Here is a 26,802-nt window from a genome sequence, read left to right as displayed (position 1 = left end):
CACTCATGTACATGAGTGACATGAAGAAGAGTGCACGACTCCTGTACATGAGTCAACCCGCCGCGAAGAAGAACTCACGACGGGTTGCGGGAAGTTGAGCGGACGTCAGTCGTCGGCAGGGATCCGGTACTCGAAGACGAACTGGTCAGCGGCCATGAGCGTGTCACACACCTCGACCACCCGACCCGCGGTCGTACGGGCCTCACGGATCAGGTGAACCACGGGCGCGCCAGGGCTGAGCGCCAGTTCAGACGCCTCCGACTTCGAGGCCGGGCGCGCTTGCAGCGTCTCGACGAACTCCGCAAACTCATGCCCGTGGTCTTCGAGTCGGGCGTAGATGCCACCGCCCCCGGGGTTCTCGGCGAACAGCTCGGGGATCTCCTTCACCACGTCCCAGGGCAAGTACGACGAGGCGGTTTCCACCGGAGTGCCGTTGCGAAAGTAGAGGCGCCGGCGAGCCAACACCTGCGTACCGGCGGGAACGCCCAGGCGCTCGGCGGCGTCCTCGGGCGCGTCCATGGGACCGATGTAGAGGACGCTGACTTTTGCGGTGGCGCCGGACTGTGCGGACTCCGCGAGGTAGGCGGCCTGGCCCCCTTGCCGGAGCGAGCGCCGGAAGCGATCGGAGGAGCGGTGCCGTACGGGGGGCCGATTCTTCACGATCGAGCCCTTGCCATGCCGGGTCTCGACGAGCCCGCTCGCCCGTACCTCGACCATGGCCTTACGGATCGTCCCACCGGAGACGCCGTAGCGGTCCACCAGCTCGGATTCGCTCGGCACCATGTCGCCGGCCTTGAGAACCCCCGCCCGGATCTGCTGCACGAGGTCATCAGCGATCTGCACATACCGAGGACCGGAACCGGCCCCTCCCGCCGCAGTTCCCATAGTCCTTCCCTGCCTCCTATGCTCCTCTACATGAGTCAATCACAGGAAGCGGCACCCCCTCCCCTGCACTCCGTGTCCGTCGCCGGAGTAGTGGTGCGCGAGGACGGCCGTCTCCTGGCGATCCGCCGAGCCGACAACGGCGCCTGGGAGCTCCCCGGCGGCATCCTCGAACTCAACGAGACACCCGAGGCCGGCGTTGCACGCGAGGTCTGGGAAGAGACAGGCATCCACGTCGAGGTGGACCAGCTCACCGGCGTCTACAAGAACACGACCCGAGGCATCGTGGCTCTGGTCTTCCGCTGTAAGCCCTCCGGTGGCACTGAGCGCACATCAAGCGAGTCGACAGCCGTCTCCTGGCTCACACCCGACGAGGTCAGCGAGCGCATGGCCGAGATCTACGCGGTCCGTCTCCTGGACGCCCTGGACGGCAACGGCCCCCACGTGCGGAGCCACGACGGCAAGCAGCTCATCACAGCGGGATAAGACTTTCTCTACTTCATCAAGGCGGCTCGCTCCGCTCCCCGCCCGCGGCCCGGCCCTCGTCCGGGCCTGCGCTCCTGTCTCCGCCCCGCTCCAGCCCGGTCGACGCCCGTGCCGCGCTCAAAGCATGCAGCCGCCTGATGCCAGAGAAGGGGTACGTCGGGGCTGGGGCGGTCGGCTCCGCGGCTTTACGGAGCCACTTTGGCGCGAGCCTCGAAGATCATGGCCCCAACGTCGTGCTTTACCGGGCAGGTCCACAGACTGCCCGACGCGCCGAAAGCTTACGGGGCCATGATCACTCGCGCCAAAGCAGCGCCACCCCAAAGCCGCTCCACCCACCTGTAGCGCCGCTTATCGCCGCATTACCCCTGCGATAGCCTCGGCAATCGGCATCCAGACCTCACGCTTGTCCTCAAAGGTCTGGACGCCCTCCCTCTTCTTGCCGGAAAATCGATTGGGCATCCACTGGTGGGTAAGGTGGATCATCGGACCATCGAGTGAAACAACACCCTGCTTTTGTAGCACCGAGATGACACGTCTGAATTCGTCCCCCTTAATGGACTGTCGCCCCTCAAGTTTCTTGTCGAAGACCGCAGGAGTTCCCTTGTGCCCATGGTTTCGAAGAAGGTTCATCAGCATCTTGATGAAGCGGGTTGCACGCTCGTTCGGCTCCACACTTGGAAGCTCCATGGGCTTCTGATAGGGGAACCATGGGTATCCAATTCTGCGGCCTGCCGGAACCAAAACCTCAAAACTCTCCGCCGGAGGGTCACCAGCCAGTTGCGCCTCGCACAAAAGATTACCCGTAAGCTCAAAAGTTACGCTGGCGCCACCATCCTGGAGGCTACCTACCGTTCCGTTTGGGCGCAGGGAGATTTGGACACTGTCTCCCGACACACGAAGGTCTGTGCACCGAATGAAGCAGTCGGGGCCAAAATTTGCAGACCCAGAACTGGGCCTTACCGTCACCACTCCGGGGAATGTCAGGGAAAGTGAGGCCAATGGACCCTTTAGATCAACAATCCCCTCCTTGTCTAGCAACACGTCAACGCGGACGCTATTACGGCTGCCAGAACTCTCCCAGAGGGTAAGTTCTCCTTGCATCTGCAGAACGTCGCTATCAGGTTCAGCAGTAGGTTCACCACCCGACACGCTGACCGAAACTTCTACGTCATGACGCTCAGATGCCATAAGCGACGCATGGAGCGCGGCGAACTGCCACTCGTCCACCACGATGTCGTCTTCTTTTGCGGAAATGAACTCAAAGAGCAGTCCGGTAGAAAGCCCTACATTTTGCAGCTTCTCTCGAACCTCGATTCGATCAAAACGCTCTGCTGCAATGTAGGCAGAGAAGACAGGATTAGCCCATCGGCTTTCGCTCCGGAACGGGTGATCATCGATGAATTCGCGAATTTTGCTCTTATACTCGCCCTTCAAAGCATCGGAGCACCATGCGAGTTCGGGAGCCTCCGCGCCCAAGAGGTAGTGGGCGAGCCAGTCAATCTGCTCCACAGGTGTGTACACCTTGCTCGGTGCCACCCCGAGTTGCTGAGCTAGCTTTTGAGTTTTCTCCTGTTCACGCTTCAGGAGTTGTTCGATAATCTCACCCAATACTCGAATTCTCCGCTCATTGCCCACTTCAGGCAAAAAGGAGTTCCGAATTTTCAGCAAATTACCCTTTTTGAGAAGAAGAGCAACAGCATAAAGGACGGGAGCGTAACCAATAAAAGAGTCCGCCTGACTCCCCTCGACGGCTCCAGAAAGAGCTTTGATCACCGTGTCCCTGGCGTCGAGATAGGTCTCGCTCTCCTTCGACTGCGCTTCCCCCACATAGAGGTCAATATACTTTGTGCGCTGATCCGAATCAAAATGAGAAATCTCATACCAATTGGCGCTGCTCCCTGGGAAGTTGGCCCAAATGTCCTCCAGCACTCGCTCGCGACCAAAGAGAACCAGCGAGTGACTTTCCTCTGAAGCAGCGAAAAGCGTCTGCACGTATTCGTACCATGAGGCTCCCGAGACTCTCATGCGCGCTTCATCGAGTGCATCGATAAGAATAAACGACCCCGGATCCTTACTTAGCAAATTAAGGCCATATGAATTTCCTGTATAGTCACGCAGTCGAGCCCGAAGCGCATCGCCACTGACGGCCATATCCTCATTCAGCAGCCACAGAGGAACCTGCTTGAGCGCCGACACCTGTTTAGCCAAACAGGACTTACCTGTCGCACCCCTTGCGGAAACGAGCGTAATCAGCGGAGCTTCACAAGAATCCAGTATCTCCAAATTCGGAGGGACAAAAGTGGCCTGAGGGCTTGAGATTCTAAAGGCCGTAGACCCCTGCCCAGTGAAATTGCCGTCAGGCAAAACTTCAAGGAAATCTGCGAACGAAAATACGCTGTTCATGAACTCCACCCCTCAAATTGGCAAGTTAACGCAAATACTAGCGGTCAGCCGAGCAGGATGGGGGGAGAGTGACATCTTGCCCGGCTGCATGGGCCGCCGTCTTCAACCCCCGTCAGTCAACGGAGCGACAGACGTACCGACAACAGTTGGCCGCCGGATTCAAGAGAGCGCATGCCACTACTGCCGCCGAGCCAGGTATCGGACATTTTCAAGCAAGGCGTGCAGCAGGTACGGGGGCTCCGCCGCAACGGTCCGGGTGGTCTCCAGATACGTTGCGGCGTTCTTCCCGTCCGGGCCTTCGCCGGCGCGGACAAGCTCCTGCCTGCGCTCTTCCCAGGTCGGCCAGTGCCAGCGCAGGTGGGTCTCCAGGGTGTCTTCGAAGACGGTATACCGGCCCGTCGAGTCATCGGCGGGCTGAGGATTCGGCGTCGCACCCAGGTACTGTAGAAGATTCGCGTTCTTCGTCCGGTTTGCCCGCGCCTGACGCTCGAACTCCTCCTCCTTCTGCTGGCGTTGCGCAAAATCGAGGTGACGCACCGACTCCCGCTTGCGCTCCTCCATGCCAGCATCACCGTCGAACACTACGTAGCAAGGCACTCCCAGGGCGCTGAAGAGCGCGTCGGAGATCATGAGGTTGTCCTTGCCAGTGACCTCGATGATGCTGATGCCGTCCGCACCCAGGTTGACTCTGGACCGATCCGCACAACCGATGATCACTCCCTCATCCCCGCGCCCCTCGACCAAGACCACCACATGGGCAAAAAACCCCTCAGCAAGCGCGCCTCCCAAAGTGCCCTCGGTCCTGCTCCTGATCACCTTCCTATCGACAAGCCCGTCCAGGACTTGGCACAGGTTCTCCTCAGTGGCCTGCCACACCTCTGTGACGGGATGCTCTTCACCGACAGCTCGACAGAGGCGCCGAATCTGGTGGTAGCCCTTCGGATCGATGAACACCGGATTGTGGGTGGCATACATAACCTGAGTACGCGCCTGCGGTGAGGTAGCGACCAACTCGCGGAGCACCTTTGCGAAAGTCCGCGCTTGTGGGGGGTGCTGGAACAACTCGGGCTCCTCAATGGCCAGGCACAGCGTCCGCATGCCGTCGGCCGGACGCCTGCGGTCGGCCAGATACTTCAGCGCCGCGATGATCAGGGCGCGTTGGAAGCCATGCCCCTGCCGGTGCACGGAGGTATGAGCAGCACCGTCCCGGATGCTCACTTGGAAGGTGGTTCGAGCCGGCCTCGGCGCCAGTACCGTGGGGGTCACGACAACCTCACGCCCGGTGGTGAACTTAGCGACCTCTGCGGAGAGCGCGACCGATACCTCGTTTAGCACAGGGCCGTACACCTTGCTATGCACCTCCTGCCGCGCCAAATGGGCGTTCTCCTCGATCTCTCCGAGCTCCCTATTCACGTGCGAGCGGTCCACAGCGTGATCAAGGATGCGGCCAAGCGCCGTCGCCTTCTGGTCATCGGCCTCCTCGTACGCCCGCAGGTCAGCGGAGACGAAGACGAAGTCGATCAGTTGGTTGAGCCTGCTCTGTCCGGCGAAGCCGAAGAAATGTGTGTCCTCGACTTCCGCTTCGGTGAGGCGATCACGGTTGGCCAACTCCCAGGCCCGCATCGCGTCCAGGACCTTCTCCTTGGTGCCTGCGGATGGCAGGCTCAGGCTTGGATCACTGTCCTTCAACTGGTCGTAGGCTCGGCGCAGCTCCATGGCCTTCTCGTTCTTGCGAACCTCCTCGAACGGCCCGTATGCAAGCGCCTTGCCCGTGATCTTGTCCTCACCGTTCCGCCAAGTCCGCCAGATACTCACGCTCGCTGTTCCGTCGGGCGCGTACCGTCCGAGAGTCTGGCGATCGTGATCTGTAAGCCTGTCGAACTCCACCTCCACGGAGATTCGGTCCTCCTGAGCCGCAGAGTGGACATCGTCGTCGCTCAGGGCAACGCCCTTTTCGCCGTTGAAGAACCAGTCAAGCGCCCGCAGCACAGTGGACTTACCGACTCCCGTCGGTCCGATGAAAGAGGTGATGTCTTCGAAGGACACGTCCACCTTGTGCAGGCAGCAGAAGTTCTCAATGCGAACACGTTTGATCTTCACGGTCGTCCTGTGCGTTGAGGTGCGGGCGGGGCGTATGGGTGCCCATGCGTCGACCGTGACGCTAGCAGCGGGCCTGACTGCTCATCAGCCACTTCTCCAAGGTGAGCGATCTTTCCGCACATATGTTCAAAAATAGGGTAGTAGCGACGGCGTCTCTCAGCCAAAGAAGGCCTGCGTTCCCCGCGCGCGGCCCCCGGCCCCGTGGTCACGGGGGCGTGCCAAACGCGTGCCTGCTCCGGCAGGGGCCAACGGGGAATAGCAGTGAGGCTGCCGATGAACCCGGCCCTCGGGCCGTCCAAGGTCGACGGAAGTCAGTAGGCAAAGCCAGAGGCCCATGGCACCTGATCTGGTCGGAGCCATGGGCCTCTCTTGCCGTGCAGGTCGGCGGAGCCGTAGATCAATAGGCGGACTCACGCGGATCGCTCGCGGCTAGGAGGTGACCGCGGCTCGTTGCGATGCGGAAGATGTCCCGCAGTGCCCCGGTCAGCTCTTTGACCAGGCACCGCATGTCGTCGAGTGACGTCCCCTGGTTGTCGAGAGCCTCTGAGGCTTCTTCCAACAGTGCGCTCGCCGTGCCGAGTTGGATCGCCTCGATGTTGTCCGCGAGGCGGGACATGTAGCCGTCCGAGTCGTCAGTGCTCAGGTAGCAGGGCTTGTCCCCCGGGCCAGACCACGGGAGGAGCCGAAGTTCGTTCGGTGTTGTCATCGTTGGGTGGCCTCTCGTTGAGCATGTGGTGGGCGGTGAAGACGGCGTCGACTCGGTCTCCCGGAAAGGCCAGGAGCGCGGCCTCAACGACGCGACCGTTGGCGTCGGTGGCGATGCGCGTGATCGCGAGAACGGCCATGTTGTTTCCGATGCGGAGGGTCGACGCTTCGTCTGAGGTGGGAGAGCGGGCGGAGACCGTCTCTCGGATGGTGGCCGGCGACGGGCCGAGGACGGCGAATCGCGTGGCTGCCTCCCGGGACACGGAGTCGTCGTCGAGGACTCCGGCCGGGGCCAGGTCGCGCGGGATGTAGATGCGGGCCAGGCCGTGCGGTGACCCTTGTTCGAGGCTGAGGCAGGTGTACTCCGCGAGGGGGCTGCCCGTTGGCACCTTCAGCAACGTCGTCAGGTGCACAGAGGCCGGAACCGTCGTGCTGCGAACCGTGATGCGCCACGCTGGCTCAGCGGCGGTCCAGGGGTCGAGCGTGCCCCAGCCGCCGACGTACGTGATCTTGCGGCGGGGGTGACGGACGTAGTTGCCCTTGCCGTGGATCTTCTCGACGAGTCCTTCGCCTTGGAGCACGGCGAGAGCACGTCGCAAGGTCACCGTGCTGACCCTGTACCGGGCGGCCAGGCCGGCTTCGGATGGGAGGCGTTCGCCAGGCTTGATGCTGCCCGTCGTGATCTGGTGGCGTAGGTCGTCGGCGATGTCGTGATGGCGTCGGTGCACGGAGCCGGTCACCGCCTTCTCAGCAGTCGCAGGGCGATGAGCCGGGTACGGGCGTGTATGGCCAGCAGTTCGCCCGACTCGAAGACCAGTTGCTTAGCCCCTTGAGGGAGCTGAAAGAGGTCGCTCACTCGGCAGGCCTGGCCGCCAAGTTCGATGATGTCACCGCGCTGCACGGTGGCCGCAGTGACCTCGACGGAAGAGACCAGCGCGCCGCCGGGGGCTGGGACCCTCATGCCACCACCTGCACGGACGCAGACAGGTCGGGGGTCGAGTGGCACGGGCAGATGCACTCCTCGTAGATCACCGGCACGTCGTCCCTCGTCGCAGGCGGGGACGGCTCGATGCAGGAGTGGTGCGTGCCAATCCAGCAGGCGATCGAGCGGTAGGGGACGGAAGTCGTGCCCGTCGGGTGCGATTCTCGGCGAGGAGGCATCAGTGGGCCCCCGCGAGGGCCGACCATGCATCGGCCGGCAGGTGCGGCGCGACGAGCACCGTGCGCGTCCGTGCACGCTGCTCTTCCCACGCCAGCAGGTACGGACGGACAAGCGCGACGTCCTCTCCCCTCAGCGGGTAACGGTGGACCGTGCCGACCAGAGCTCGCCCCATGGCGACGGTTGAAGCGCCAGCGGGCGCGGGGCAGGTGAGAGGGGCCAGCGGCCGGACGGGCGTTAAGACGCGGCGGTGCCGACCGTTAGGGAAGCACCGCGCTCTGGTGCGCGCGATGGCTTGGCGGATACGGTTGAACATGCTGTTCAGCTCCTATCGCTGATAGCCCGGTCCCCCGACGTCGCCTGTCGTGGGGACCGTTTTACGTACGACCGCCCATAAGGTGCGGCCGTTCAAGCTGGTGGCCACGAGCCCGAATCGATCGGCATCGGCCACCGCGTCCAGGACCTCCCGCCATGAGTCGGCGGAGAGCGTGTCCGGTACTTCTGCCTCGACCGTCGTGAACTGGGTGTCCTCCTCCACGCGCGGGCGGAGGCCAGCGGCAGACAAGCGGGCGGCGATGGCCGCCGCGGTGACTTCCGAAGCGGACACAGCGCACCCTCCGTTGCCAGCGATCACTTTCAGTGAAGCTAGTTAACTAGATTAGAGCTAGTGGACTAGATTTTCCATATGTCTGAGCAACCGCCGTACCTCCGCATCGCCGACGAACTCCGGCAGCGCATCGCGGAGCACGTCTGGGAACCGGGTGACCGCCTCCCGTCCCGCGCCCAGATCGGCCAGGAGTGCGGCGTGGGCGAGAATGTGGTGCGCAGAGCCCAGGAGTTGCTGATCTCCCAAGGCGTGCTGGAAGGCCGGGCCGGATCGGGCACCTACGTCGCCGAGCCTCGGGAGCGCGTGAGAGTCGTCCGGTCGTCGGCACGTGAGCAGCCCAGCGGGTCCCCGTTCCGCCAGGACATGAAGGCCCTTCGCCTACAGAGCGACTGGGAGAGCCGGACCGACGCGAAGGTGCCGGCCCCGGCGGAGATCGCGACGCGGCTGGGGATCGCCGAGGGCGAGCTCTGCGTGCGGACGACGTACGAGTTCCTGGCGGACGGGAAGCCGGTTCAGTTGTCGACGAGTTGGGAGCCGTACGCCGTCACTGGCGGCACTCTCGTCGTTCTCCCCGAGGGAGGGCCCCACGCGGGGGCCGGGGTCGTGAACCGCATGGCCGAGATCGGAGTCACCATCAGCCACGCGGTGGAGCAGCCCGAACCGAGGCACGCGACCGCCGAGGAAGCGTCGCTACTCGGTATCCAGAAAGCCGCGCTCGTGACGCACATCCGGCGGACCTACTACAGCGACGACGGCCGACCCGTGGAGACAGCGGACATCGTGGTGCCCGCAGCGCACTGCGAGATCGTCTACGAGATCCCGATCAACCGCTGACGAGCTGTCCCGGCAGCTCCAAAGCCGTGGCTCAGCCGTGCCCCCTGCGTGCCCCTTCCGTGCCCGACAGAGCAGGAAACCAGGGGGAACAGCGGTGCCCGGCGGGAAGCGGGCATGGCAGAGGCCCCCGACCATACGTACTGGTCAGGGGCCTCTCGCCTGCGGTGGGTGTGGGATTTGAACCCACGGTGACATCGCTGCCACGACGGTTTTCAAGACCGTTCCCTTAGGCCGCTCGGGCAACCCACCCCGCGTCGGCGGCCCCGTCGCTGTGCAAGCCGATGGGCCGTCAGGCCCGGGTGGGGCCGGTCGACGCGTGGGACAGCCTAGCCGGTCAGCTGTCGCCCTCGCGCTGGCCCAGGGTGACTTCGGCCGTGGCCGTCTTGCCGTCGCGCTCGTACGTCAGGGTGACCTTCTCGCCCGGCTTGCGGGTCCAGATCTCGCCGATCAGGGTCGGGCCGCTGTCGATCACGGTGTCGTTGAACTTCGTGATCACGTCGCCCGCCTTGAGGCCCGCCTTGGCCGCCGGGCCGTCCGGGGTGACGGCGGGGGTGCCGCCCGCGCCCTCGGCGGAGATGGCCGCGCCGCCCGTCTTCTCCTCCATCGTCACCGTCGCGCCGATCACCGGGTAGACCGGCTTGCCTGTCTTGATCAGCTGCTCGGCGACGTTCTTGGCCTGGTTGATCGGGATCGCGAAGCCGAGGCCGATGGAGCCGGCCTGGGACTGGCCGAGGCCGCCGCCGGTCGACTGGATCGCGGAGTTGATGCCGATGACCGCGCCCGTCGCGTCCAGCAGCGGGCCGCCGGAGTTGCCCGGGTTGATCGAGGCGTCGGTCTGCAGGGCGCTCATGTAGGAGTTCTTGTTGCTCTGGCCGTCTCCGGAGGCCACCGGGCGGTTCTTCGCGCTGATGATGCCCGTGGTGACCGTGTTGGACAGGCCGAAGGGCGCGCCGATCGCGATCGTCGAGTCGCCGACCGCCACGCTCTCCGAGTTGCCGAGCGGGAGGGGCGTCAGGCCCGCGGGCGGGTTCTTCAGCTTCAGGACCGCCACGTCGTAGCCCTGCGCCCGGCCGACCACCTCGGCGGCGTACTTCTTGCCGTCGGAGAAGGTCGCCGACAGTTCGCCGGACTCCGCGGCGGAGGCCACCACGTGGTTGTTGGTGAGGATGTGGCCTTCCTTGTCGTACACGAAGCCGGTGCCCGTGCCGCCCTCGCCGTCGCCGCCCTGCGCGTCGATGGTGACCACACTGGGGAGCGCCTTCGCCGCGACCCCGGCCACCGTGCCCGCCGGGCGCTTCAGGTCCCTCGGGGTGTCCGACGCCGAGATGGTCGTCGAGTTGCCGGAGGAGCCGTTGTCGTTGCGGTCGGCCGCCCAGTAGCCGAGGGCGCCGCCGATGCCGCCCGCGACGAGCGCGGCCACGGCCACGGCCGCCACCAGACCGCCGGCCCGGCTCTTGCCGTTCTTGCCGCCCGCGGGATCATCCGTGCCGGGCGGGACCGGAGCGCCCCAGACCGGGCCGTGACCGCTGCCGTTGCCGATACCGCCGGACGCGTGACCGGACGCGTGATTAGACGCGTGACCGGTGTTCCCGCCGGCGTACGACGGGACCGCGGGCGGGGGCGGGGGCCAGGAGGCCGCGCCTGCGGGGAGTTCGGACGGCGCGCCGTAAGGGGAGTGCTGGGGCGGCTGCGGCGGCGGGGACGGCTGCGCGGCCTGGCCGTACGCGGGTGCGGCCGGAGCGCCCTGGTGCGTGGGGTTGTGGCGCGGCGCTTCGGCATGCGCCGGGGCGCCGGGGGCGTGCGGGGTGGTCTCCGGCGCGCCGGTCTCGTGCACGGGAAGGCGCGCGGTGTCCTGCACGGGGTCAGCGGGTTCGGGCGCCGTCTCAGGTGCCGTTCCGTGCGTGGCGTCCTGGGCTGCGGCCGGGGCCTGGGCCGCCGGCGGTGTGGCTCCGCCGGTCGCCGGTTCAGGAGTGTCGGCCGGCACGGGAGGTGCTGACGGAACGGACGGCACGGCCGGTACCGCGTGGTCCTCGTTGCCCTCGTTCTCGGTGCTCACAGCTCTTTACTCCTCGGTTCCACTCGGCATCCAGTCGGCGTTCGGCAAGAAATCCGCTGTGCACGTGTCTGCGGTCAGCTTTTCCCACAACACGTCGGGCCACTGTAAGCAGGACCTGTGCATCCGCACACCAATCTTTACATCCGACAAAACAGACCTCCAGGGTGACATGTGCTCAGCCACCCCCGCGGCGGTGACACCATGGCGCGGGTGACCCACGCACGGCAGCGCAGCGCGCACACCTCCATCCAGGTCATCGCCCACCGCGGAGCCTCCGAGGACGCCCCCGAGCACACCCTGGCCGCCTATCGCAAGGCGATCGAGGACGGTGCCGACGCCTTGGAGTGCGATGTCCGGCTCACCGCCGACGGCCAGCTCGTCTGCGTCCACGACCGGCGGGTGAACCGTACGTCCAACGGGCGCGGCGCCGTGTCGGCCCTGGAGCTCGCCGACCTCGCCGCCCTCGACTTCGGCTCCTGGAAGGACCGCGAGGAGTCGCCCGACTGGGATCCGGTGCCGGGCGAGCTCACCTCCGTACTCACCCTGGAACGGCTGCTGGAGCTCTTCACCGAGGTACGGGCCACCGGGCGGCAGCTGCAGCTGGCCATCGAGACGAAGCACCCCACCCGCTGGGCCGGACAGGTCGAGGAGCGGCTGCTGCAGCTGCTGAACCGCTTCGGGCTGGCCGATCCGCCCGCCGAGGACCCCTCCCCCTCGCCCATCCGCGTCATGAGCTTCTCCGCCCGCTCGCTCCACCGCGTCCAGGCGGCCGCGCCCACGCTGCCCACGGTCTATCTGATGCAGTTCGTCTCGCCCCGGATGCGCGACGGGCGGCTGCCCGCCGGGGCCCGGATCGCGGGGCCCGGCATGCGGATCGTGCGCAGCCACCCCGGATACATCGAGCGGCTGCACCGGGCGGGGCACCGGGTGCACGTGTGGACCGTGAACGAACCGGCCGACGTCGAGCTGTGCGCCGAACTCGGCGTGGAGGCGATCATCACCAACCGCCCGAAGCAGGTTCTGTCCCAACTCGGCCGCATTTAGTACGGATAAGGACCTGCCAGGCCTCCGACCTCGGCCGTTACGGGGTGTGCACCGGCGCATTCGCTGCGCGTCCGATCGTTACGAGTGCGTCACCGGCAGCGCCTTGGCCGGTTTCCGGTCCAGCCCAGTGGGGCATCCAACCCGTGGCGTGGGGCAAAGGAGGTCTCGGGGGTGGCGTTGGTGGTGGCACAAGAGGTGCCCGCGTCGTCGAGCATGGCCATTCCTCATGGCCCTGCCGGCGTGGGGCAGGCACGACACCGGATGCGTGAGCAGTTGCGCGGCAACGGGGTGTCGGACGCGGTCGTCGACGACGCTGTTCTGATCCTTTCCGAACTTCTCAGCAACGCCTGCCGGCACGGCAGGCCGCTCGGCCGGCAGACCGACGTCGGCGACGGGGACATCCGCGCCGCCTGGCGGGTGGACACCGGCGGCGCGCTCACCGTGGAGGTCACGGACGGCGGCGGCCCGACCCGACCGGTTCCGGCCACCCCTTCGGTGACGGCACGCGGCGGCCGGGGGCTCAACATCATCAGCGCCCTGGCCCAGGAGTGGGGCGTACGGGACGACTCCTCCGGCGAAGTCACCGTCTGGGCCCTGGTCTCCGCGAAGAAGCCGCCCGGCATCGGCGGCGGCAACGGCAGCAGCGAGGGAAGCGGCTCCGAAGCCAACGGCGTGCGGGCGAACGGGGTCGGCGGGCTCACCGGGTTCGAGGGCCTGGACTTCTCCGAGGCCTTCGACGACGTGGGCTGAGAGCCGGAGCACGGCCGGAGCGCACGGGGCTGTGCGCCTGCGTGGGCGGGGCAGGGCTCCCCGGGCGGCTAGGCTCGCGCCGAGTCCGCACTGTCGCAATCGGGAGAATGCCCACCATGGCCAAGAAGCGCCCTCAGTCCAAGGCCGGGAAGCAGCAGCTCAAGGACGGTGAGATCCCGGTCGTCGGGGCCCGTGAGCCCTGCCCGTGCGGATCGGGCCGTCGTTACAAGGCGTGTCACGGACGCGCCGCCGCCCAGGCCGTGACCGAGCTCGTGCACCGCCCCTTCGAGGGACTCGCGGGCGAGTGCGACTGGGTCGCGCTGCGCGAGCTGGTGCCCGCCGCCACGGTCGAGCTGACCCTCAAGGACGGGCTGCCCGAGGGAGTTCCGTCGGTGACGCTCGCCACGGTTCTGCCGATGGCCTGGCCCGCGCTGCGCCGCGACGACGGTTCCGTCCTGCTCGCCCTGCAGAACGACACCTCCTCCGGTGACCTCAGCCGCGACCTCGCGGACACCCTCCAGCGCGCCCTGGAGGCCGAGCCCGGCTCCCCGGTCGCCGCCCGCCGCGTACCGGCCGACGGTCCGCGCCTCCAGGACCTCCTCGCCCCGGACGCCGCCTTCGAGCCGGACGTGCACTCCGGGTTCGAGTTCTGGGTGCCGGACGCGGAGAACGCCACGCCGGAGGTGTCCGCGTCGTTGGAGCGCGCGAACGCCGCCGCGATCCCGACGACCCTGCTGTCCGGCGTCGACGCCGCGTACTGGTGCGAGACCCCGGAGAAGAACCACCTGCGCTGGGTCATGCCGCACCCCGAGGAGCAGCTCCTCGACGCGCTCGCCCGGCTGCACGCCGCGGGCACCTCCTCGCTCGGCGACGACACCCGTCTGGTCGGCTCGTTCCGGGCGCACGGGCTCGTCGTCCCCGTCTGGGACCTGCCGAGCTCGATGGGCGCCGAGGCGTGCGAGAAGCCCGCCGTCGCGTTCGCCGAGCGACTGGCGGCGGCGCTCGCGTCCGACGCCCCGCTCACCGCCGAGGAACGCCGTGCCCGGGGCGGTCTCACCAACCGCCAGGTGACCCTCAGCTGACCGTGACGACCGGGCGCCGCAGACGGTGACCCGCGTCACAACTCGCCGTACTCGTAAGTAAATCGGCGTCCCTACAGGCGAGATCGAATTTGCGAACGGCAGATCTCTTGTTACGGTTCTAGAAGCCCGGTCGCTGGTGCATCCCCCGTCGCCAGCGACCGGGCGTCCTCGTTTCCGGCTGCGGCCCGCCCTGTGACACTCCCGGGCGCGGCGACCGTACGCCCCTCTCGCCCCCTCTTGGCCCACTCCGGTCGGTTGACCGGCCCCGGTCAGTCCTCGGCGCCCGGCGCCCTCTCGGATCCGGCGCGGAGCAGCAGCGGCGCCTCGTCCACCGGCCCCGCGCCCAGGAACTCCGCGACCGCCGTGGTGGACCGGGACGCGCCCGGGGAGGGGATGCGCGGCGTCTCGCAGAGGCCGGGTTCGTCGTGCGCGGCCGGCGCGCAGTGCAGCTCGACGGTCCGTCCGGCCGGGCCCATCAGCGTGAGCACGGACCGGAGTTCCTCACCGGTCGCGTTCCGGTAGTACGTACGTGCCCAGGTCTCGCCGTCCTGGGTCATCACACAGGTCTGCGCCTCGACGCCCTCCGGTGCGACCAGCTCGGGGCCGCACCGCGCCACCGCACCCGTACGGTCAAACTCGGGCAGGGAACCGGCTTCCGTGCTCATTCTCGATGGCGATTTCGGCAAGGTCGAAGAATGTGCGTCGGCAGCGCCTTCGCCGGATAGTTCATCAGAAACCTTTGGCCTGAGCATTTCTGGCGATCCGCCAGAAGATTTCGCGTCGGCCGGTTCACCGGACGGATCGGAGGCCGCGTCAAAGATCGAGCCAAAGGCCGGGGCAGGGGTCGGGTCGACGGCGGGATCCGCGGAAGCGACCAGCGGGACGAGACACCCGAACACCACGGCTGCCGTGAGACCGATCATGCGGAGATTCATGGTGGCCCCACCTGGCGACTGCGCGGAATTCCCGAGGACGGGGCGACGATATCGACGGAATGCGCGCCGCCGGGCCGCCCGGCACCCGTTTACCGCAGATCCGGTCCGGCTCACACCCGTTCGAGTGAGCCGGACACCCGCCCTTTCGCGAACATGCGCCCTTCCGGTCCCGTGGCGTCAGTGGGCGAGCCGGCTGCCGCCGCCCGGGGCGCCGGTGCTCGCCTCGACCAGGGCGTCCAGGACCGCTTCGACGTCCGGGAGCCAGGGCGCCGCGGCCGCCGGGGCCTCGCCCTTCGTCCGCCTTCGGGACACCGGGGCGGCGGCGGAGGCGCCGAGCGGTGCGGGCGGCCGTTCCCAGCGGACCTGGCCGGCGCCCGTACGGGACGGCGGCAGGACGAGGTAGCCGCCCTCGCCGTGGAACCGGAGCGAGCTGGGCACCCAGTCCTTCGCGTACAGCAGTTCGCCGAGCCGCTCCAGGGAGTACGGGGCCACCAGCAGCGACCATCGGGTGGGCGTCGCCACCACGGGGCCGAGCCGCATGCCGAGGGCGTCGAGGGCGCTCAGCGCTCCGGCGGCGGCCACGGCGGGCAGGCTCACCGCGCAGGGCGCCCGGCCGCCGGTCGCCAGCATCACCGGCGCGGCGGGGCGGTTGGACCACCACCAGCGCACCATGCGCTCGTCCGTGGTGGCCGCCAGCAGGCCGGGCTCGAAGGGGTGTGCGCCCGGTACGGCGCAGTCGGGTTCGGGGCAGGCGCAGCCGAGGCCGCCGCTCTCGCCGTCCGGGGTGGCCCGCGCCGTCCCCACTCCGGGGACCACGGGCCATTGCCATACGGTGGCGCAGGTCAGGGCCGCGTCGAGCCGGGCGGTCCCCTCCTTGCGCCGGAGCCGGAGCCTGCGTCGCCTTCCGAGGATCTCGCGCATGAGCGCTCGTTCCTTTCCGTTGAACGCCGAGTCCACATGACAGCACGCGTGCGTGACACCACGTGCGTATCTCTTCGCTGTGCGTACGTGCTCATCAGTTCTGCGGTACGGGCGTGCCGTCGATACCGAGCGTGAGCCGAGCCGAGCCGAGTGGAACCGATCCGAATAGAACCGATCAAGAACAGATCTGGGGTGGAACAGAGCCGAATCGAGCAGAGTCGAGCGGAGTCGAACCGAACGGGGTCGAACGGACCGAGCGGATCGAACTGACCGAGCGGGTCGTGCTGCCCTGGCGGAGTCGTGCGGGTCGAACCGAGCGGGTCGAGCCGGGCCGGCGGTCGCTGGGCGAGGGTGGCATGTGCCTCGCCCGCCGTCCCCGGTGGGAACCCCGCCGTCCGGGGCGGGGCGTCACCTTCACGGGTAAGGACGCCGGAACCCGCTGCCGGGTTCCTTGGCGATCACAACCGCACCCGCGCATCACCGTTTACGTACCCAGCATGCCCGGAATGACGCTCCTCCGGCGACTTGACCCCGGAGGTACCCCTGTTGAGCAGCCCCAGTCGATCGCAAATAGCGTCCATAGGGTGCATTTTTTGGCCAAGTTAACCGACACTGGGAGAGCACGAATCGCCCGGCCCCCGAAGGGACAATGCTGGACATCGGGTTACTTGTGCGTGTACATGTGGATGCATTGATAGTGGCGCAGAATCACATGGGGGTTTGCGATGCTATTCGACGAATCGCACCGGTCGGAAAGCTGGCTGCCATGAGCGCCCCACACCTGCCGAAAGTGGCTGGAATCGATCCAGAGGATCCGGTTTCAACGCACACTCCCGCTCCTCTGACGGAGGTCCCGGGACCGCCCGGAGCCTTCATCCAGGACCGGCTGGCGGGCTGGGTCTCGGACCTCACCACCCTCCACGAACTCACCGAGCGGCTGGCCGGTACGAGCACCCTTGACGACGCCCTGAACGAGCTGCTGCGCGCCGGAGCCGCCCTCGTCGGCGCCCGGCGCGGACTCCTCGTTCTGGAACCGGCGCACGGCGAAGGCCCCTCCGCCACCCTCGGCCTCGGCCTCTCCCACGCCGAGCTCGGGCACATCGAGACCGTGCCCCGCCCGGCCACCGCCCTCGGCCGCGCCCTCGACGGCGCGCCGGGCACCACCGACGGGGTCGCCAGCCCCGACCTGCTCGGCGAGCAGGACCTGGACCCCCGGCACCGCGAGGTCGCCGTCCGGCTCGGTTACGCCGCGAGCTACGCCCTCCCGCTCACCTCCGAGGCGGCCGGCCGTCTCGGCGCGGCCGTCTGGCTCTACGACGAACCGGCCGAGCCCGCACAGAAACAGCGCCACCTCGCCGGCCTCTACGCCCGTTACGCCACCGAGCACCTGGCCCGGCTGATCGAGCTGGAGCGGGCCCGCGCGGACGTCGCCGCCGTCGCCGAGGAGCTGCTGCCCAGCCGGCTGCCCCGGATCTCCGGCGTCCAGCTCGCCGCCCGGCACCGCACCGGCCCCCGGGGCGGCGGCGACTGGTACGACGCGCTGCCGCTGCCCGACCGCACGCTCGGTCTCGCCGTCGGCTCCGTCGGCGGATCCGGACCGAGCGCCATGGCCGCCATGGGCCGGCTGCGCGCCAGTCTGCGGGCGTACGCCGTGATGGAGGGCGAGGACCCCGTCGCCGTCCTCTCCGACCTGGAACTGCTGCTGCGGCTCACCGAACCCGCACGGACCGCGACCGCCCTGTTCGCCTACTGCGAGCCCGCCGCCCGCAAGGTCGTGCTGGCCGGGGCCGGGCACACCCCGCCGCTGGTGCTGGGCGAGCGGCGCTGCGAGTTCGTCGAGACCACGCTCTCCGCCCCGCTGGGGATGCTCGCCTGCTGGGAGGCGCCGAGCGTGGAGTTCAGCCCCGCGCCCGGAGAAACGGTGCTGCTCTACACGGACGGGCTGCTGCGCCGCACCGGGGACCCGATGGACCGCGCCTTCGCCCGGCTGCACTCCGCCGCCGCTTCCGTGCCGAAGGCGGGGCGGCACGATCCGGCGGCCGTCGCCGACCACGTCCTGCGCACGATGCTCCCCGACGGCCTCGACCGGACCGATTCCGCCGAGGACGTCGTGATCCTCGCCGCCCACTTCGACTGACCGACCGGCTCGGCCACCCCCTCGACCGCCCGCCTTCACCGGTGTCGACAGCTCTCTCCGGTAACAGGTCCTTCGGCCCTGGGCCCCCTTCCGTACGCCCGTACGATGGGTGATGGTCCAGTGTCGTATCAAGGAGAGACAAATCGTGTCTGAGGAGCTCATTCCGGAGAACCCGGAGCAGGAGACCGAAGAGAACGAAACGGCGGAACCGGTCAAGCAGCGGAAGAACGGCCTGTACCCGGCCGTCTCCGACGAGCTCGCCGACAACATGAAGTCGGGCTGGGCCGACACGGAACTGCACGACCTCCAGCCGATCGCCCAGGCCGAGCACACCGCCGCCCGGCGCGCCGCGCTCTCCGCCCGCTTCCCCGGCGAGCGCCTGGTCATTCCCGCGGGCAACCTGAAGACCCGCTCCAACGACACCGAGTACGCCTTCCGCGCCTCCACCGAGTACGCGTACCTCACCGGTGACCAGACCCAGGACGGCGTGCTCGTCCTGGAGCCGACCGGCGACACCGGCCACGAGGCCACCCTCTACCTGCTGCCGCGCTCCAACCGGGAGAACGGCGAGTTCTGGCTCGACGGCCAGGGCGAGCTGTGGGTCGGCCGCCGCAACTCCCTCACCGAGGCCGAGCAGCTGCTCGGCATCCCCGCGAAGGACGTCCGCGAGCTGGCCGCCGCGCTGACCGAGGCCACCGGCCCGGTCCGCAATGTGCGCGGCCACGACGCGTCCGTCGAGGCCGCGCTCACCGACAAGGTCACCGCGGAGCGCGACGAGGAGCTGCGCGTCCACCTCTCCGAGGCCCGCCTCGTGAAGGACGCCTTCGAGATCGCCGAGCTGCAGAAGGCGTGCGACGCCACCGCGCGCGGCTTCGAGGACGTCGTGAAGAGCCTCGACAAGGCCGAGGCGACCAGCGAGCGCTTCATCGAGGGCACGTTCTTCCTGCGCGCCCGCATCGAGGGCAACGACATCGGCTACGGCTCCATCTGCGCCGCCGGCCCGCACGCCACCACCCTGCACTGGGTCCGCAACGACGGCGCCGTCCGCGCGGGCGAGCTGCTGCTCCTGGACGCCGGCGTGGAGACCAACGACCTCTACACCGCCGACGTGACGCGCACCCTGCCGATCAACGGCACGTTCTCGCCGCTCCAGCGCAAGATCTACGACGCGGTGTACGAGGCCCAGGAGGCGGGCATCGCCGCCGTGAAGCCCGGCGCCGACTACCGCGACTTCCACGACGCCGCGCAGCGCGTGCTCGCCGAGAAGCTCGTCGAGTGGGGCCTGCTCGGCGACCTGTCCGTGGAGAAGGTCCTGGAGCTGGGCCTCCAGCGCCGTTGGACCCTGCACGGCACCGGGCACATGCTCGGCATGGACGTCCACGACTGCGCCGCCGCGCGCACCGAGACGTACGTCAACGGCACGCTGGAGCCGGGCGTCTGCCTGACGGTCGAGCCGGGTCTCTACTTCCAGGCCGACGACCTGACCGTGCCCGAGGAGTACCGGGGCATCGGCGTCCGGATCGAGGACGACATCCTCGTCACCGAGGACGGCAACCGGAACCTCTCCGACACGCTGCCCCGCCAGGCGGACGAGGTCGAGGCCTGGATGGCCCGGCTCAAGGGCTGACCCCGGCCGCGTGTCCGCACGTGCCACAGCGCCGAGGGCGCGCCGCTCACTACACCGTGAGCAGCGCGCCCTCGCGCCATTTCAGGACCTTGTCGAAGCTCACCACCGCGCCGCGGCCCGGCCGGTTGCCGAACTGGACGTGGTCGGAGAGCTGCTGGATGAGGTCGAGACCCCGGCCGCTCTCGGCTTCGTCCTGCGGGGAATGCGCGGCGGGGCGAAGCGCGCGCCGGGCGGGAAAGCCCGGCCCCGAGTCGCTGACCTCGATACGGCATTTCTCGCCGTCCAGATAGGCCGTGACCCGGTACTGCCCGGAGTCCGCGGCAGGGCGTCCGTACCCGGAATCCCCGGGCTCCCCGAGAGCCGTCCGGTCGCCGCCGTGTTCGACGGCGTTCGCACAGGCCTCGCTGAGCGCGACCGACAGGTCGAAGGAGATGTCCGGATCCACCCCCGCGGTTTCCATGGTGCCGAGCAGAAAACGACGGGCGAGCGGCACGCTCGCAGCTTCGCGCCGCAAATGGAGAGACCACCAGATGCTCATCTTTCAGCCTCCTGGCTGCGGCTCGACGTATCGATACGTATTGCCGCCCTCGGCACTTCGTAAGCACGGATCGGGTGGGAGAGCCCTCATTCGGCGGATGTGGATATTCGGCCGCCCGGTGTATGGACCCGTCCGGCCGCAGGTCGCCGGGGGGCGCGTCCCGGTGGCCCGGAGGGCGCGTCCGGTCGGTCCGGTCCGTGCGCCCCCGGTCCGTACATCCCCCGCGAACAGGCGCAACAAGCACGGTTGCGGACGGAGCCTGATCTTCCGGACCTGCCGTACGGCCGAGGGGGGCGCAGTGCGATGATGTCCCGGCCATGTCCACGCCTCTCGCACGCGCCGGAGCCGGTCTGCGGCTCATGAGGGCCGCGGTGTTCACCGCGGTCTGCGTCGTGCTGTCCGCGGCCGGGCACGCGTTCGCCGCCGGAACGGCCGTCCCCGCGTGGACCCTGCTCGCCGGATTCCTCGGCGTCCTCGCCGTCGCCGCCGTCCTCGCCGGACGGGAACGTTCCCTTCCGGGCATCGTGGGCGCCCTGGCCGGCGGACAGATCCTCCTGCATGTGCTCTTCGCGTACGGCAGCCACGGCAGGACCTCGGCCGCCGGCTCCGTGTCCACGGGCGGCGACAACCCGCTCATCCGGTTCGCCGCAGGACTCGTGTGCGGTGAGGCGCCGGCGGGGCTGAACGCGGCCGACGCCCATCGCATCGTCTCCTCCGCGGGCATCGACCCGTCGACGCTCGCGGGGTCCCACGACCATCTCGCGGCGGGCGGCGGAGCCGGAGCGGCGACCGCCGCGTCGGCGGCCCCGGACGGTGCATCCGGCATCGAGCAGGTCTGCGCCGCGGTCTCCGCGATGCTGCCGAGCCTGCCGATGTTCCTGGCCCACGTCCTCGTCGCGCTCGCCACCGGCTGGCTGCTGCGACGCGGCGAGATCGCCCTCTTCGGGCTGGCCCGGCTCTCCGCCCACAGCGCCCAGGCACTGGCGGCCGGGGCCCGGCTGCGGTCCCTGCGGGCCGCGCTCGCCCTCGTCCGCGCGCTGCGGGCCGGGGCACGCGAGCAGCTCATGGCCGGGCCGCGCGTTTCCCGGCACTCCGACGACGTGCCCGTACCGGCCGCCGGAGATCCTCTGCAGCACCTGGTGATCAGGCGCGGGCCGCCGGCCCCGTACGCCCTCGCAGCCTGACGCGACGCCTCCACCGGGCCTCGCGGGCCGTTCGCGCACGTCGCCGTGCACGCGGACTCCCCGCGCGGAACCGCACCGCGAGGTGTCGTGATGCCGCCGCGCATCCGCGCGCCGGACCACCGTGTTCCGTTTCCCTGTGGAGATTCCTGCCATGAAGCTTTCCCGTATCGCCCTCGCCGGCGGCGTCGCCGCGTCCACCGTCCTGCTGATCGCCGGCCCGGCCGCCGCCCACGTCAGCGTCCAGCCGGTGGGCGAGGCCGCCAAGGGCGGATACGCCACGCTCAACTTCAAGGTCCCCAACGAGCGCGACCAGGCCTCGACGGTGAAGCTCGAAGTGAACTTCCCGACCGACCACCCGCTCTCCTCCGTCACCCCGCAGGCCGTTCCGGGCTGGAAGATCACGATCGACAAGAGCAAGCTCGACAAGCCTCTCGAAGTGCACGGCAAGAAGATCACCGAGGCCGTCTCCAAGGTGACCTGGACCGCTGACGACAGCGAGATCGCCCCCGGCTACTTCCAGCAGTTCCCGGTCTCCGTCGGCGCGCTTCCCGAGGACGCCGACCAGCTCGTCTTCAAGGCGATCCAGACGTACGACAACAAGGAAGTCGTCCGCTGGATCGAGGAGCCCACGGCGGGCGGCGAAGAGCCCGACAGCCCGGCCCCGGTCCTGAAGCTGTCCGCCGCCGCCGACGACCACCACGGCGGCGCGGCCGACGACGCCAAGGAGGCCGACGACCACAAGGCCGCCGACACCGAGGCCTCGGCCAAGGAGAGCAGCACCGCCGCGTCCTCCTCCTCCAGCGACACCACCGCCCGCACCCTGGGCATCATCGGCATCGTCATCGGTGTCGCCGGTGTCGCGTTCGGCGTGCTCGCCGGACGCCGCCGCTCGGCCTGACCGGCCGGATCCCTCACCCGCACCACGTTCAGGACATCCCTTTCATGCGCAACAGAAAAGCAGTGACGGCCGTGGCGTTCGCCGCCGCGGCCGCACTGGCCCTCTCCGCCTGCGGCTCCGGTGACGACAAGGCGGGCTCCTCGCCCGTCGCCGACGTCAGCGCCGCGCCGAAGGACAAGGCCGCGACCGTCCTCGACCAGCCGTTCACCAAGCCGAACCTCGTCCTCACCGACACCCACGGCAAGGAGTACGACCTCCGCGAGGCGACCAAGGGCAAGCCGACGCTCATCTACTTCGGCTACACCAACTGCCCCGACGTCTGCCCGCTGACCATGAGCAACATCTCCCTCGCCAAGCGGGAGCTGCCCAAGGCCGACCAGGACAAGCTCCAGGTCGTCTTCGTCACCACCGACCCCGAGCGCGACACTCCTGCCTCGCTCGGCAAGTGGCTCTCCGCCCAGGACCCCACCTTCACCGGCCTCACCGGCGACTTCCCGACCATCCAGGCCGGGGCGCGGCAGATCGGCATCGGCATCGACGCGCCGAAGAAGGAGAAGGACGGCACCGTCGTCTCGATGCACGGCGCCCAGGTCATCGCCTTCTCCCCGAAGACGGACGAGGGGTACGTGCTCTACGGCGAGGACACCACCGCCGAGGAGTACACCAAGGACCTCCCCAAGCTCATCAAGGGAGAGGCCCCGTGAACCGCCGCCGCACGGCTCTCGCCGGTGTCCTCGCCCTCACCACGGGGCTGGCGCTGGCCGGGTGCTCGTCGGACGGCGGATCGGGCGGCGGACCGGAGCTGAAGGTCACCGACGCCTTCATGCCACAGCCGGTCAGCGACATGGCCGCCGGATTCCTCGTCGTACAGAACAGTGGCGGGACCGGGGACCGGCTCACCTCGGTGACCAGCCCGCTCTCCGACGACGTCACGATCCACGAGACGAAGAACCAGAAGATGCGCGAGGTCTCCTCCTTCGAGGTGCCCGCGAACGGCGAGCTCGATCTCGAACGCGGTGGCAACCACATCATGTTCATGAAGCTCAAGCAGAAGCCCAAGCAGGGCGAGAAGGTCTCCGTCGAGCTGCACTTCGAGAAGGCCGACCCGATCACGGTCGACCTGCCGGTGAAGGAAACCACCCACAACCCGAAGAAGCAGTGAGGGACTGAAGCGATGTCTGCCACCGCCCCGTACGCCGGACCGTCCCCGATACGACGGCCCGTCGCCGCCGCCGCGCTCCTCGCCGCGCTGATCAGCCTGGTGTTCGGGCTGCTGCTGGCCGGCGCGGGCCCGGCGTCCGCGCACGCCGCCCTCACCGGGAGCGACCCGCAGGACGGGGCGGTGGTGGACACCGCGCCCAAGGAGGTCACCCTCAGCTTCTCCGAGGCCATCGCCGTGGGCGACGACTCCATCCGGGTCCTCGATCCCAGCGGCAAGCGCGCCGACACCGAGGCCGAGCCGAAGGACCTCTCCGAGGGCGGCATCGTCCGCTACGGCGTCGCGCTCCACTCCGGTCTGCCGGACGGCACCTACACGGTCGCCTGGCAGGCCGTCTCGGCCGACAGCCATCCGATCTCCGGCGCCTTCACGTTCTCCATCGGCGCCCCGTCCGAGACCACGGTCGCCGTGCCCACCCAGGAGGCGGGCGGCGGCCCGGTCGGCGTCGTCTACGACATCGCGCGCTACGCCGGGTACGCCGGATTCGTCCTGCTCGTCGGCGGCAGCGCGTTCGTCCTGATCTGCTGGCAGCGCGGCGCGGCCGCCCTGCCGATGCAGCGGCTCGTGGTCCGTGGCTGGCTCACGCTGACCGCGGCGACCCTCGCCATGCTGCTGCTGCGCCATCCGTACACCAGCAGCGGGAAGTTCGCCGACGCCTTCGACCTCACCGGACTCCAGTCCGTCCTGGACACCAAGCCCGGCGCCGCCCTCGTCTCCCGCCTCCTGCTGCTGGGCGCCGCCGCGCTCTTCATCGCCGTGCTGTTCGGCACGTACGCCCGGCGCGAGGACGAGCGCGAGAAGAAGGACCTCACCTTCGGCCTCGCCGTCGGCGGCGGCGTGGTCGCGGCGGGCATCGCCGCCACCTGGGCGATGTCCGAGCACGCCTCGACCGGCATCCAGACGTCGATCGCCATGCCGGTGGACGTGGCGCATCTGCTGGCCGTCGCCGCCTGGCTCGGCGGGCTCGCCTCGCTGCTGGTGGCGCTGTACCGGACCCCGGACATCGGGAGCGCCGCCGTACGACGCTTCTCCGCGGTCGCGTTCACCAGCGTCGTGGTCCTGGCGGCGACCGGCATCTACCAGTCCTGGCGGCAGGTCGGCTCCTGGTCGGCGCTGACCGGTACGCGCTACGGGCAGCTGCTGATCCTCAAGGTGGCGCTGATCGGCGTCCTGCTCGCGGTCGCCTGGTTCTCGCGGCGCTGGACGGGACGGCTGACGGACCCGGCGGCGGCTTCGGAAGAGGCTTCCGAGGAGGAGCCCGCATCCGAGTCCGAGCCCGAGGACGCCTCGGCCGACCTCGGCCCCGAGCGCGCCGCGCAACTGGCCCGGCAGCGGGCCGTCGTGACCGCGACGAAGAAGAAGCGGATACGGGACGCCGACCCGGAGCGCTCCGGACTGCGCCGCTCGGTGCTGGCCGAGGCCGCCGTCGCCGTCGTCCTGCTGGCCGTCACCACCATGCTGACGTCCACCGAACCGGGCCGTACGGAGGAGGAGGCCGCGGCCGGCGCCCCGTCCGCGAGTGCTCCCGCCGCCGGGGGACCGGTCAACCTGAGCATGCCGTTCGACACCGGCGGCCAGAACGGCAAGGGCACCGTCCGGATCGACCTCGAACCCGGCGGCACCGGCTCCAACGATCTGCATGTGTGGATCGACGGCAGCGACGGCAAGCCGATGGACGTCCCCGAGCTGAAGCTGGCCCTGACCCTGGAGTCGAAGGACATCGGCCCGCTGCCGGTCGTCCCGGACCGGCTGGCGGAGGGGCACTGGTCGGCGAGCGGGGTACAGATTCCGATGGCCGGGGACTGGAAGATCGACGTGACGGTACGGACGTCGGACATCGACCAGGTCACCATCGACAAGAACGCGAAGATCGGCTGAGCACGGTGAGCAAGACCAGGAAGCAGGCCCCGGACGGGACCGTCACGACCGTCGCCGCCCCGGGCGGCGACGGCGCCGCACCCACCGGCGTATCGCGGCGGCGGCTGCTGGGCACCGCGGGTGCCGCGGGCGCCACCGGGCTGGTGCTGGGAGCCGGGGGCGGGGCCGCCGGGTACGCCGCCACCCGTCCCGATGAGCCGGCCGCGCTGACGACCGTCGGGGCGACCGAGGCGATGTTTCACGGGAAACATCAACCGGGGATCACCACTCCGCTTCAGGCCCGGGGCCATCTCGTCGCCTTCGACCTGGCGGCGGGCGCGGGGCGCAAGGAGGCCGCGGCGCTGCTGCGGCGCTGGTCCGCGGTGGCGAAGGAGCTGATGGCGGGCCGCCCGGCGGCGGGCGGACCGGACGGGCCCGGGCACGACACCGGGATCGCCCTGGACGCGGGGCCGTCCTCCCTGACCGTCACCTTCGGCTTCGGCCGTACGTTCTTCGCGCGCACGGGTCTGGCCGACCGGCTGCCCGCGGCGCTCGACCCGCTGCCCGCGTTCTCCGCCGACGCCCTCGACGCCAAGCGGTCCAACGGCGATCTGTGGGCGCAGATCGGCGCGGACGACGCGCTGGTCGCCTTCCACGCGCTGCGGGCCCTCCAGAAGGAGGCCGCGGGCACGGCGCGGGTGCGGTGGCAGATGAACGGCTTCAACCGCACCCCCGGCACCACCGCCCGGCCGATGACCGCCCGCAATCTGATGGGCCAGATCGACGGGACCGGCAACCCGAAGCCCGCCGACGAGGACTTCGACCGCCGCGTGTTCGTCCCCGCCTCCCCCGGAAAGCCGCAGGAGTGGATGGAGGGCGGTTCGTACGCCGTCGTCCGCCGGATCCGGATGCTCCTGGACGACTGGGAGAAGCTTCCGGTGGAGCGCCAGGAGCGGGTCATCGGGCGGCGCAAGGCGGACGGGGCGCCGCTGAGCGGGGGCACCGAGACCACCGAGATGGACCTCGACAAGGCGGGTCCGGACGGCCGGCTCGTGATCCCCGACAACGCCCACGCCCGGATCTCCTCGCCCGAGAAGAACGGCGGCGCCGCCATGCTGCGCCGCCCGTTCTCGTACCACGACGGCATCGCGGAGGACGGCACCCCGGACGCCGGGCTGCTGTTCATCTGCTGGCAGGCGGACCCGTTCCGGGGCTTCGTACCGGTGCAGCGCAAGCTCGACCGGGGCGACGCGCTGTCACCGTTCCTCCGGCACGAGGCGAGCGGGGTGTTCGCGGTCCCGGGCGGGGCGGCGGAGGGCGAGTACGTCGGACAGCGGCTGCTGGAGTCGTAGGGCACTCCAGGAGGTGCGGGCCCGCA

24 protein-coding genes and 1 tRNA gene are annotated in these 26,802 nt (G+C 69.0%); 13 read left to right on the top strand and 12 right to left on the bottom strand.

The genetic code is table 11. The annotated features are described in order from the left end of the window. Positions 1–105 precede the first annotated feature (105 nt). Complete coding sequence (locus KV381_RS18665) at positions 106–885, bottom strand: GntR family transcriptional regulator (protein WP_003967790.1); 780 nt, start codon at positions 883–885, stop codon at positions 106–108. A gap of 18 nt (positions 886–903) precedes the next feature. On the opposite strand from KV381_RS18665, the gene KV381_RS18660 reads away from it, so the two are divergent. Beyond that, the gene (locus tag KV381_RS18660) at positions 904–1,368 is read left to right on the top strand and encodes an NUDIX hydrolase (protein ID WP_218785723.1); all 465 of its coding nucleotides are present in this window, start codon (positions 904–906) and stop codon (positions 1,366–1,368) included. Positions 1,369–1,716: 348 nt separating this feature from the next. Here the strand turns inward: KV381_RS18660 and KV381_RS18655 are convergent, their stop codons facing one another. The 6 genes from KV381_RS18655 to KV381_RS18630 all read right to left on the bottom strand — a co-directional run bounded on the left by KV381_RS18655 (position 1,717) and on the right by KV381_RS18630 (position 8,342). Further along, the gene (locus KV381_RS18655; RefSeq protein ID WP_218785721.1) at positions 1,717–3,771 is read right to left on the bottom strand and encodes a hypothetical protein; all 2,055 of its coding nucleotides are present in this window, start codon (positions 3,769–3,771) and stop codon (positions 1,717–1,719) included. A 177-nt stretch (positions 3,772–3,948) separates the two neighbouring features. After that, positions 3,949–5,871, bottom strand: coding sequence for an ATP-dependent endonuclease (locus KV381_RS18650; RefSeq protein ID WP_218785719.1), 1,923 nt, complete (start codon positions 5,869–5,871; stop codon positions 3,949–3,951). Between the two features lie 397 nt (positions 5,872–6,268). Further along, positions 6,269–6,577, bottom strand: a complete 309-nt coding sequence (locus tag KV381_RS18645) for a hypothetical protein (protein ID WP_218785717.1) — start codon at positions 6,575–6,577, stop codon at positions 6,269–6,271. Beyond that, the gene (locus KV381_RS18640; RefSeq protein WP_256995094.1) at positions 6,504–7,316 is read right to left on the bottom strand and encodes a GntR family transcriptional regulator; all 813 of its coding nucleotides are present in this window, start codon (positions 7,314–7,316) and stop codon (positions 6,504–6,506) included. Before KV381_RS18640 ends, KV381_RS18645 begins: the two co-directional genes overlap by 74 nt. Further along, positions 7,313–7,537: a hypothetical protein gene (locus KV381_RS18635; protein ID WP_031124591.1), complete on the bottom strand. Its 225-nt coding sequence runs from the start codon at positions 7,535–7,537 to the stop codon at positions 7,313–7,315. The genes KV381_RS18640 and KV381_RS18635 overlap by 4 nt, the downstream gene beginning before the upstream one ends. A 526-nt stretch (positions 7,538–8,063) precedes the next feature. Beyond that, positions 8,064–8,342: a hypothetical protein gene (locus KV381_RS18630; RefSeq protein WP_069171556.1), complete on the bottom strand. Its 279-nt coding sequence runs from the start codon at positions 8,340–8,342 to the stop codon at positions 8,064–8,066. A gap of 78 nt (positions 8,343–8,420) precedes the next feature. Here KV381_RS18630 and KV381_RS18625 point away from each other — a divergent pair, with 78 nt between their 5' ends. Beyond that, a complete protein-coding gene (locus KV381_RS18625) occupies positions 8,421–9,176 on the top strand; it encodes a GntR family transcriptional regulator (protein WP_218785715.1) in 756 nt (251 codons plus the stop codon). 162 nt (positions 9,177–9,338) lie between these two features. Here KV381_RS18625 and KV381_RS18620 read toward each other — a convergent pair. Together KV381_RS18620 and KV381_RS18615 are read right to left on the bottom strand one after the other, a co-directional pair. After that, positions 9,339–9,425: transfer RNA gene (locus KV381_RS18620), tRNA-Ser, on the bottom strand. A gap of 85 nt (positions 9,426–9,510) precedes the next feature. Then, complete coding sequence (locus KV381_RS18615; RefSeq protein WP_218785713.1) at positions 9,511–11,232, bottom strand: S1C family serine protease; 1,722 nt, start codon at positions 11,230–11,232, stop codon at positions 9,511–9,513. Positions 11,233–11,433: 201 nt separating this feature from the next. Between KV381_RS18615 and KV381_RS18610 the strand changes: the two genes are divergently transcribed. From KV381_RS18610 to KV381_RS18600, 3 genes are all read left to right on the top strand, one after another. Further along, complete coding sequence (locus KV381_RS18610; protein ID WP_030077379.1) at positions 11,434–12,276, top strand: glycerophosphodiester phosphodiesterase; 843 nt, start codon at positions 11,434–11,436, stop codon at positions 12,274–12,276. A gap of 84 nt (positions 12,277–12,360) precedes the next feature. Then, entirely contained in the window at positions 12,361–13,026 is a 666-nt protein-coding gene (locus KV381_RS18605; RefSeq protein WP_078845945.1) for an ATP-binding protein, read from the top strand. 116 nt (positions 13,027–13,142) lie between these two features. Next, complete coding sequence (locus KV381_RS18600; RefSeq protein ID WP_030077376.1) at positions 13,143–14,108, top strand: DUF5926 family protein; 966 nt, start codon at positions 13,143–13,145, stop codon at positions 14,106–14,108. A gap of 269 nt (positions 14,109–14,377) precedes the next feature. On the opposite strand, the gene KV381_RS18595 is transcribed toward KV381_RS18600, so the two are convergent. Both KV381_RS18595 and KV381_RS18590 read right to left on the bottom strand, forming a co-directional pair. After that, entirely contained in the window at positions 14,378–14,773 is a 396-nt protein-coding gene (locus KV381_RS18595) for a hypothetical protein (protein ID WP_050495482.1), read from the bottom strand. 447 nt (positions 14,774–15,220) lie between these two features. Continuing rightward, positions 15,221–15,964 carry a bifunctional DNA primase/polymerase gene (locus KV381_RS18590; protein WP_030077373.1) on the bottom strand — a complete coding sequence of 248 codons (744 nt, stop codon included), beginning with the start codon at positions 15,962–15,964 and terminating at the stop codon, positions 15,221–15,223. 649 nt (positions 15,965–16,613) lie between these two features. Between KV381_RS18590 and KV381_RS18585 the strand changes: the two genes are divergently transcribed. Both KV381_RS18585 and KV381_RS18580 read left to right on the top strand, forming a co-directional pair. After that, positions 16,614–18,101, top strand: coding sequence for a PP2C family protein-serine/threonine phosphatase (locus tag KV381_RS18585; RefSeq protein WP_218785711.1), 1,488 nt, complete (start codon positions 16,614–16,616; stop codon positions 18,099–18,101). Positions 18,102–18,246: 145 nt separating this feature from the next. Then, entirely contained in the window at positions 18,247–19,728 is a 1,482-nt protein-coding gene (locus KV381_RS18580; RefSeq protein ID WP_030626927.1) for an aminopeptidase P family protein, read from the top strand. Positions 19,729–19,777: 49 nt separating this feature from the next. Here KV381_RS18580 and KV381_RS18575 read toward each other — a convergent pair whose 3' ends face one another. Next, positions 19,778–20,266 (bottom strand): ATP-binding protein, encoded by a 489-nt coding sequence (locus tag KV381_RS18575; protein ID WP_030626922.1) that lies wholly within the window; start codon positions 20,264–20,266, stop codon positions 19,778–19,780. 317 nt (positions 20,267–20,583) lie between these two features. Between KV381_RS18575 and KV381_RS18570 the strand changes: the two genes are divergently transcribed. The 6 genes from KV381_RS18570 to efeB all read left to right on the top strand — a co-directional run bounded on the left by KV381_RS18570 (position 20,584) and on the right by efeB (position 26,776). Continuing rightward, entirely contained in the window at positions 20,584–21,450 is an 867-nt protein-coding gene (locus tag KV381_RS18570; protein WP_030626919.1) for a hypothetical protein, read from the top strand. Between the two features lie 151 nt (positions 21,451–21,601). Further along, positions 21,602–22,348: a YcnI family protein gene (locus tag KV381_RS18565; RefSeq protein ID WP_086778175.1), complete on the top strand. Its 747-nt coding sequence runs from the start codon at positions 21,602–21,604 to the stop codon at positions 22,346–22,348. Positions 22,349–22,392: 44 nt separating this feature from the next. Further along, a complete protein-coding gene (locus KV381_RS18560) occupies positions 22,393–23,052 on the top strand; it encodes an SCO family protein (protein WP_030077361.1) in 660 nt (219 codons plus the stop codon). Beyond that, positions 23,049–23,510, top strand: a complete 462-nt coding sequence (locus KV381_RS18555) for a copper chaperone PCu(A)C (RefSeq protein WP_098023981.1) — start codon at positions 23,049–23,051, stop codon at positions 23,508–23,510. The genes KV381_RS18560 and KV381_RS18555 overlap by 4 nt, the downstream gene beginning before the upstream one ends. A gap of 12 nt (positions 23,511–23,522) precedes the next feature. Next, complete coding sequence (locus tag KV381_RS18550) at positions 23,523–25,445, top strand: copper resistance CopC/CopD family protein (protein ID WP_218785710.1); 1,923 nt, start codon at positions 23,523–23,525, stop codon at positions 25,443–25,445. A gap of 5 nt (positions 25,446–25,450) precedes the next feature. Further along, positions 25,451–26,776, top strand: a complete 1,326-nt coding sequence (efeB, locus tag KV381_RS18545) for an iron uptake transporter deferrochelatase/peroxidase subunit (RefSeq protein ID WP_098023979.1) — start codon at positions 25,451–25,453, stop codon at positions 26,774–26,776. Positions 26,777–26,802: the final 26 nt, after the last annotated feature.

Source organism: Streptomyces sp. WY228 (genome assembly GCF_019287315.1).
Taxonomy (GTDB): Bacteria; Actinomycetota; Actinomycetes; order Streptomycetales; family Streptomycetaceae; genus Streptomyces; species Streptomyces caviscabies.
Note: the sequence above shows the minus strand (reverse complement) of the source record. Positions and strands in the feature narration are given on the sequence as shown.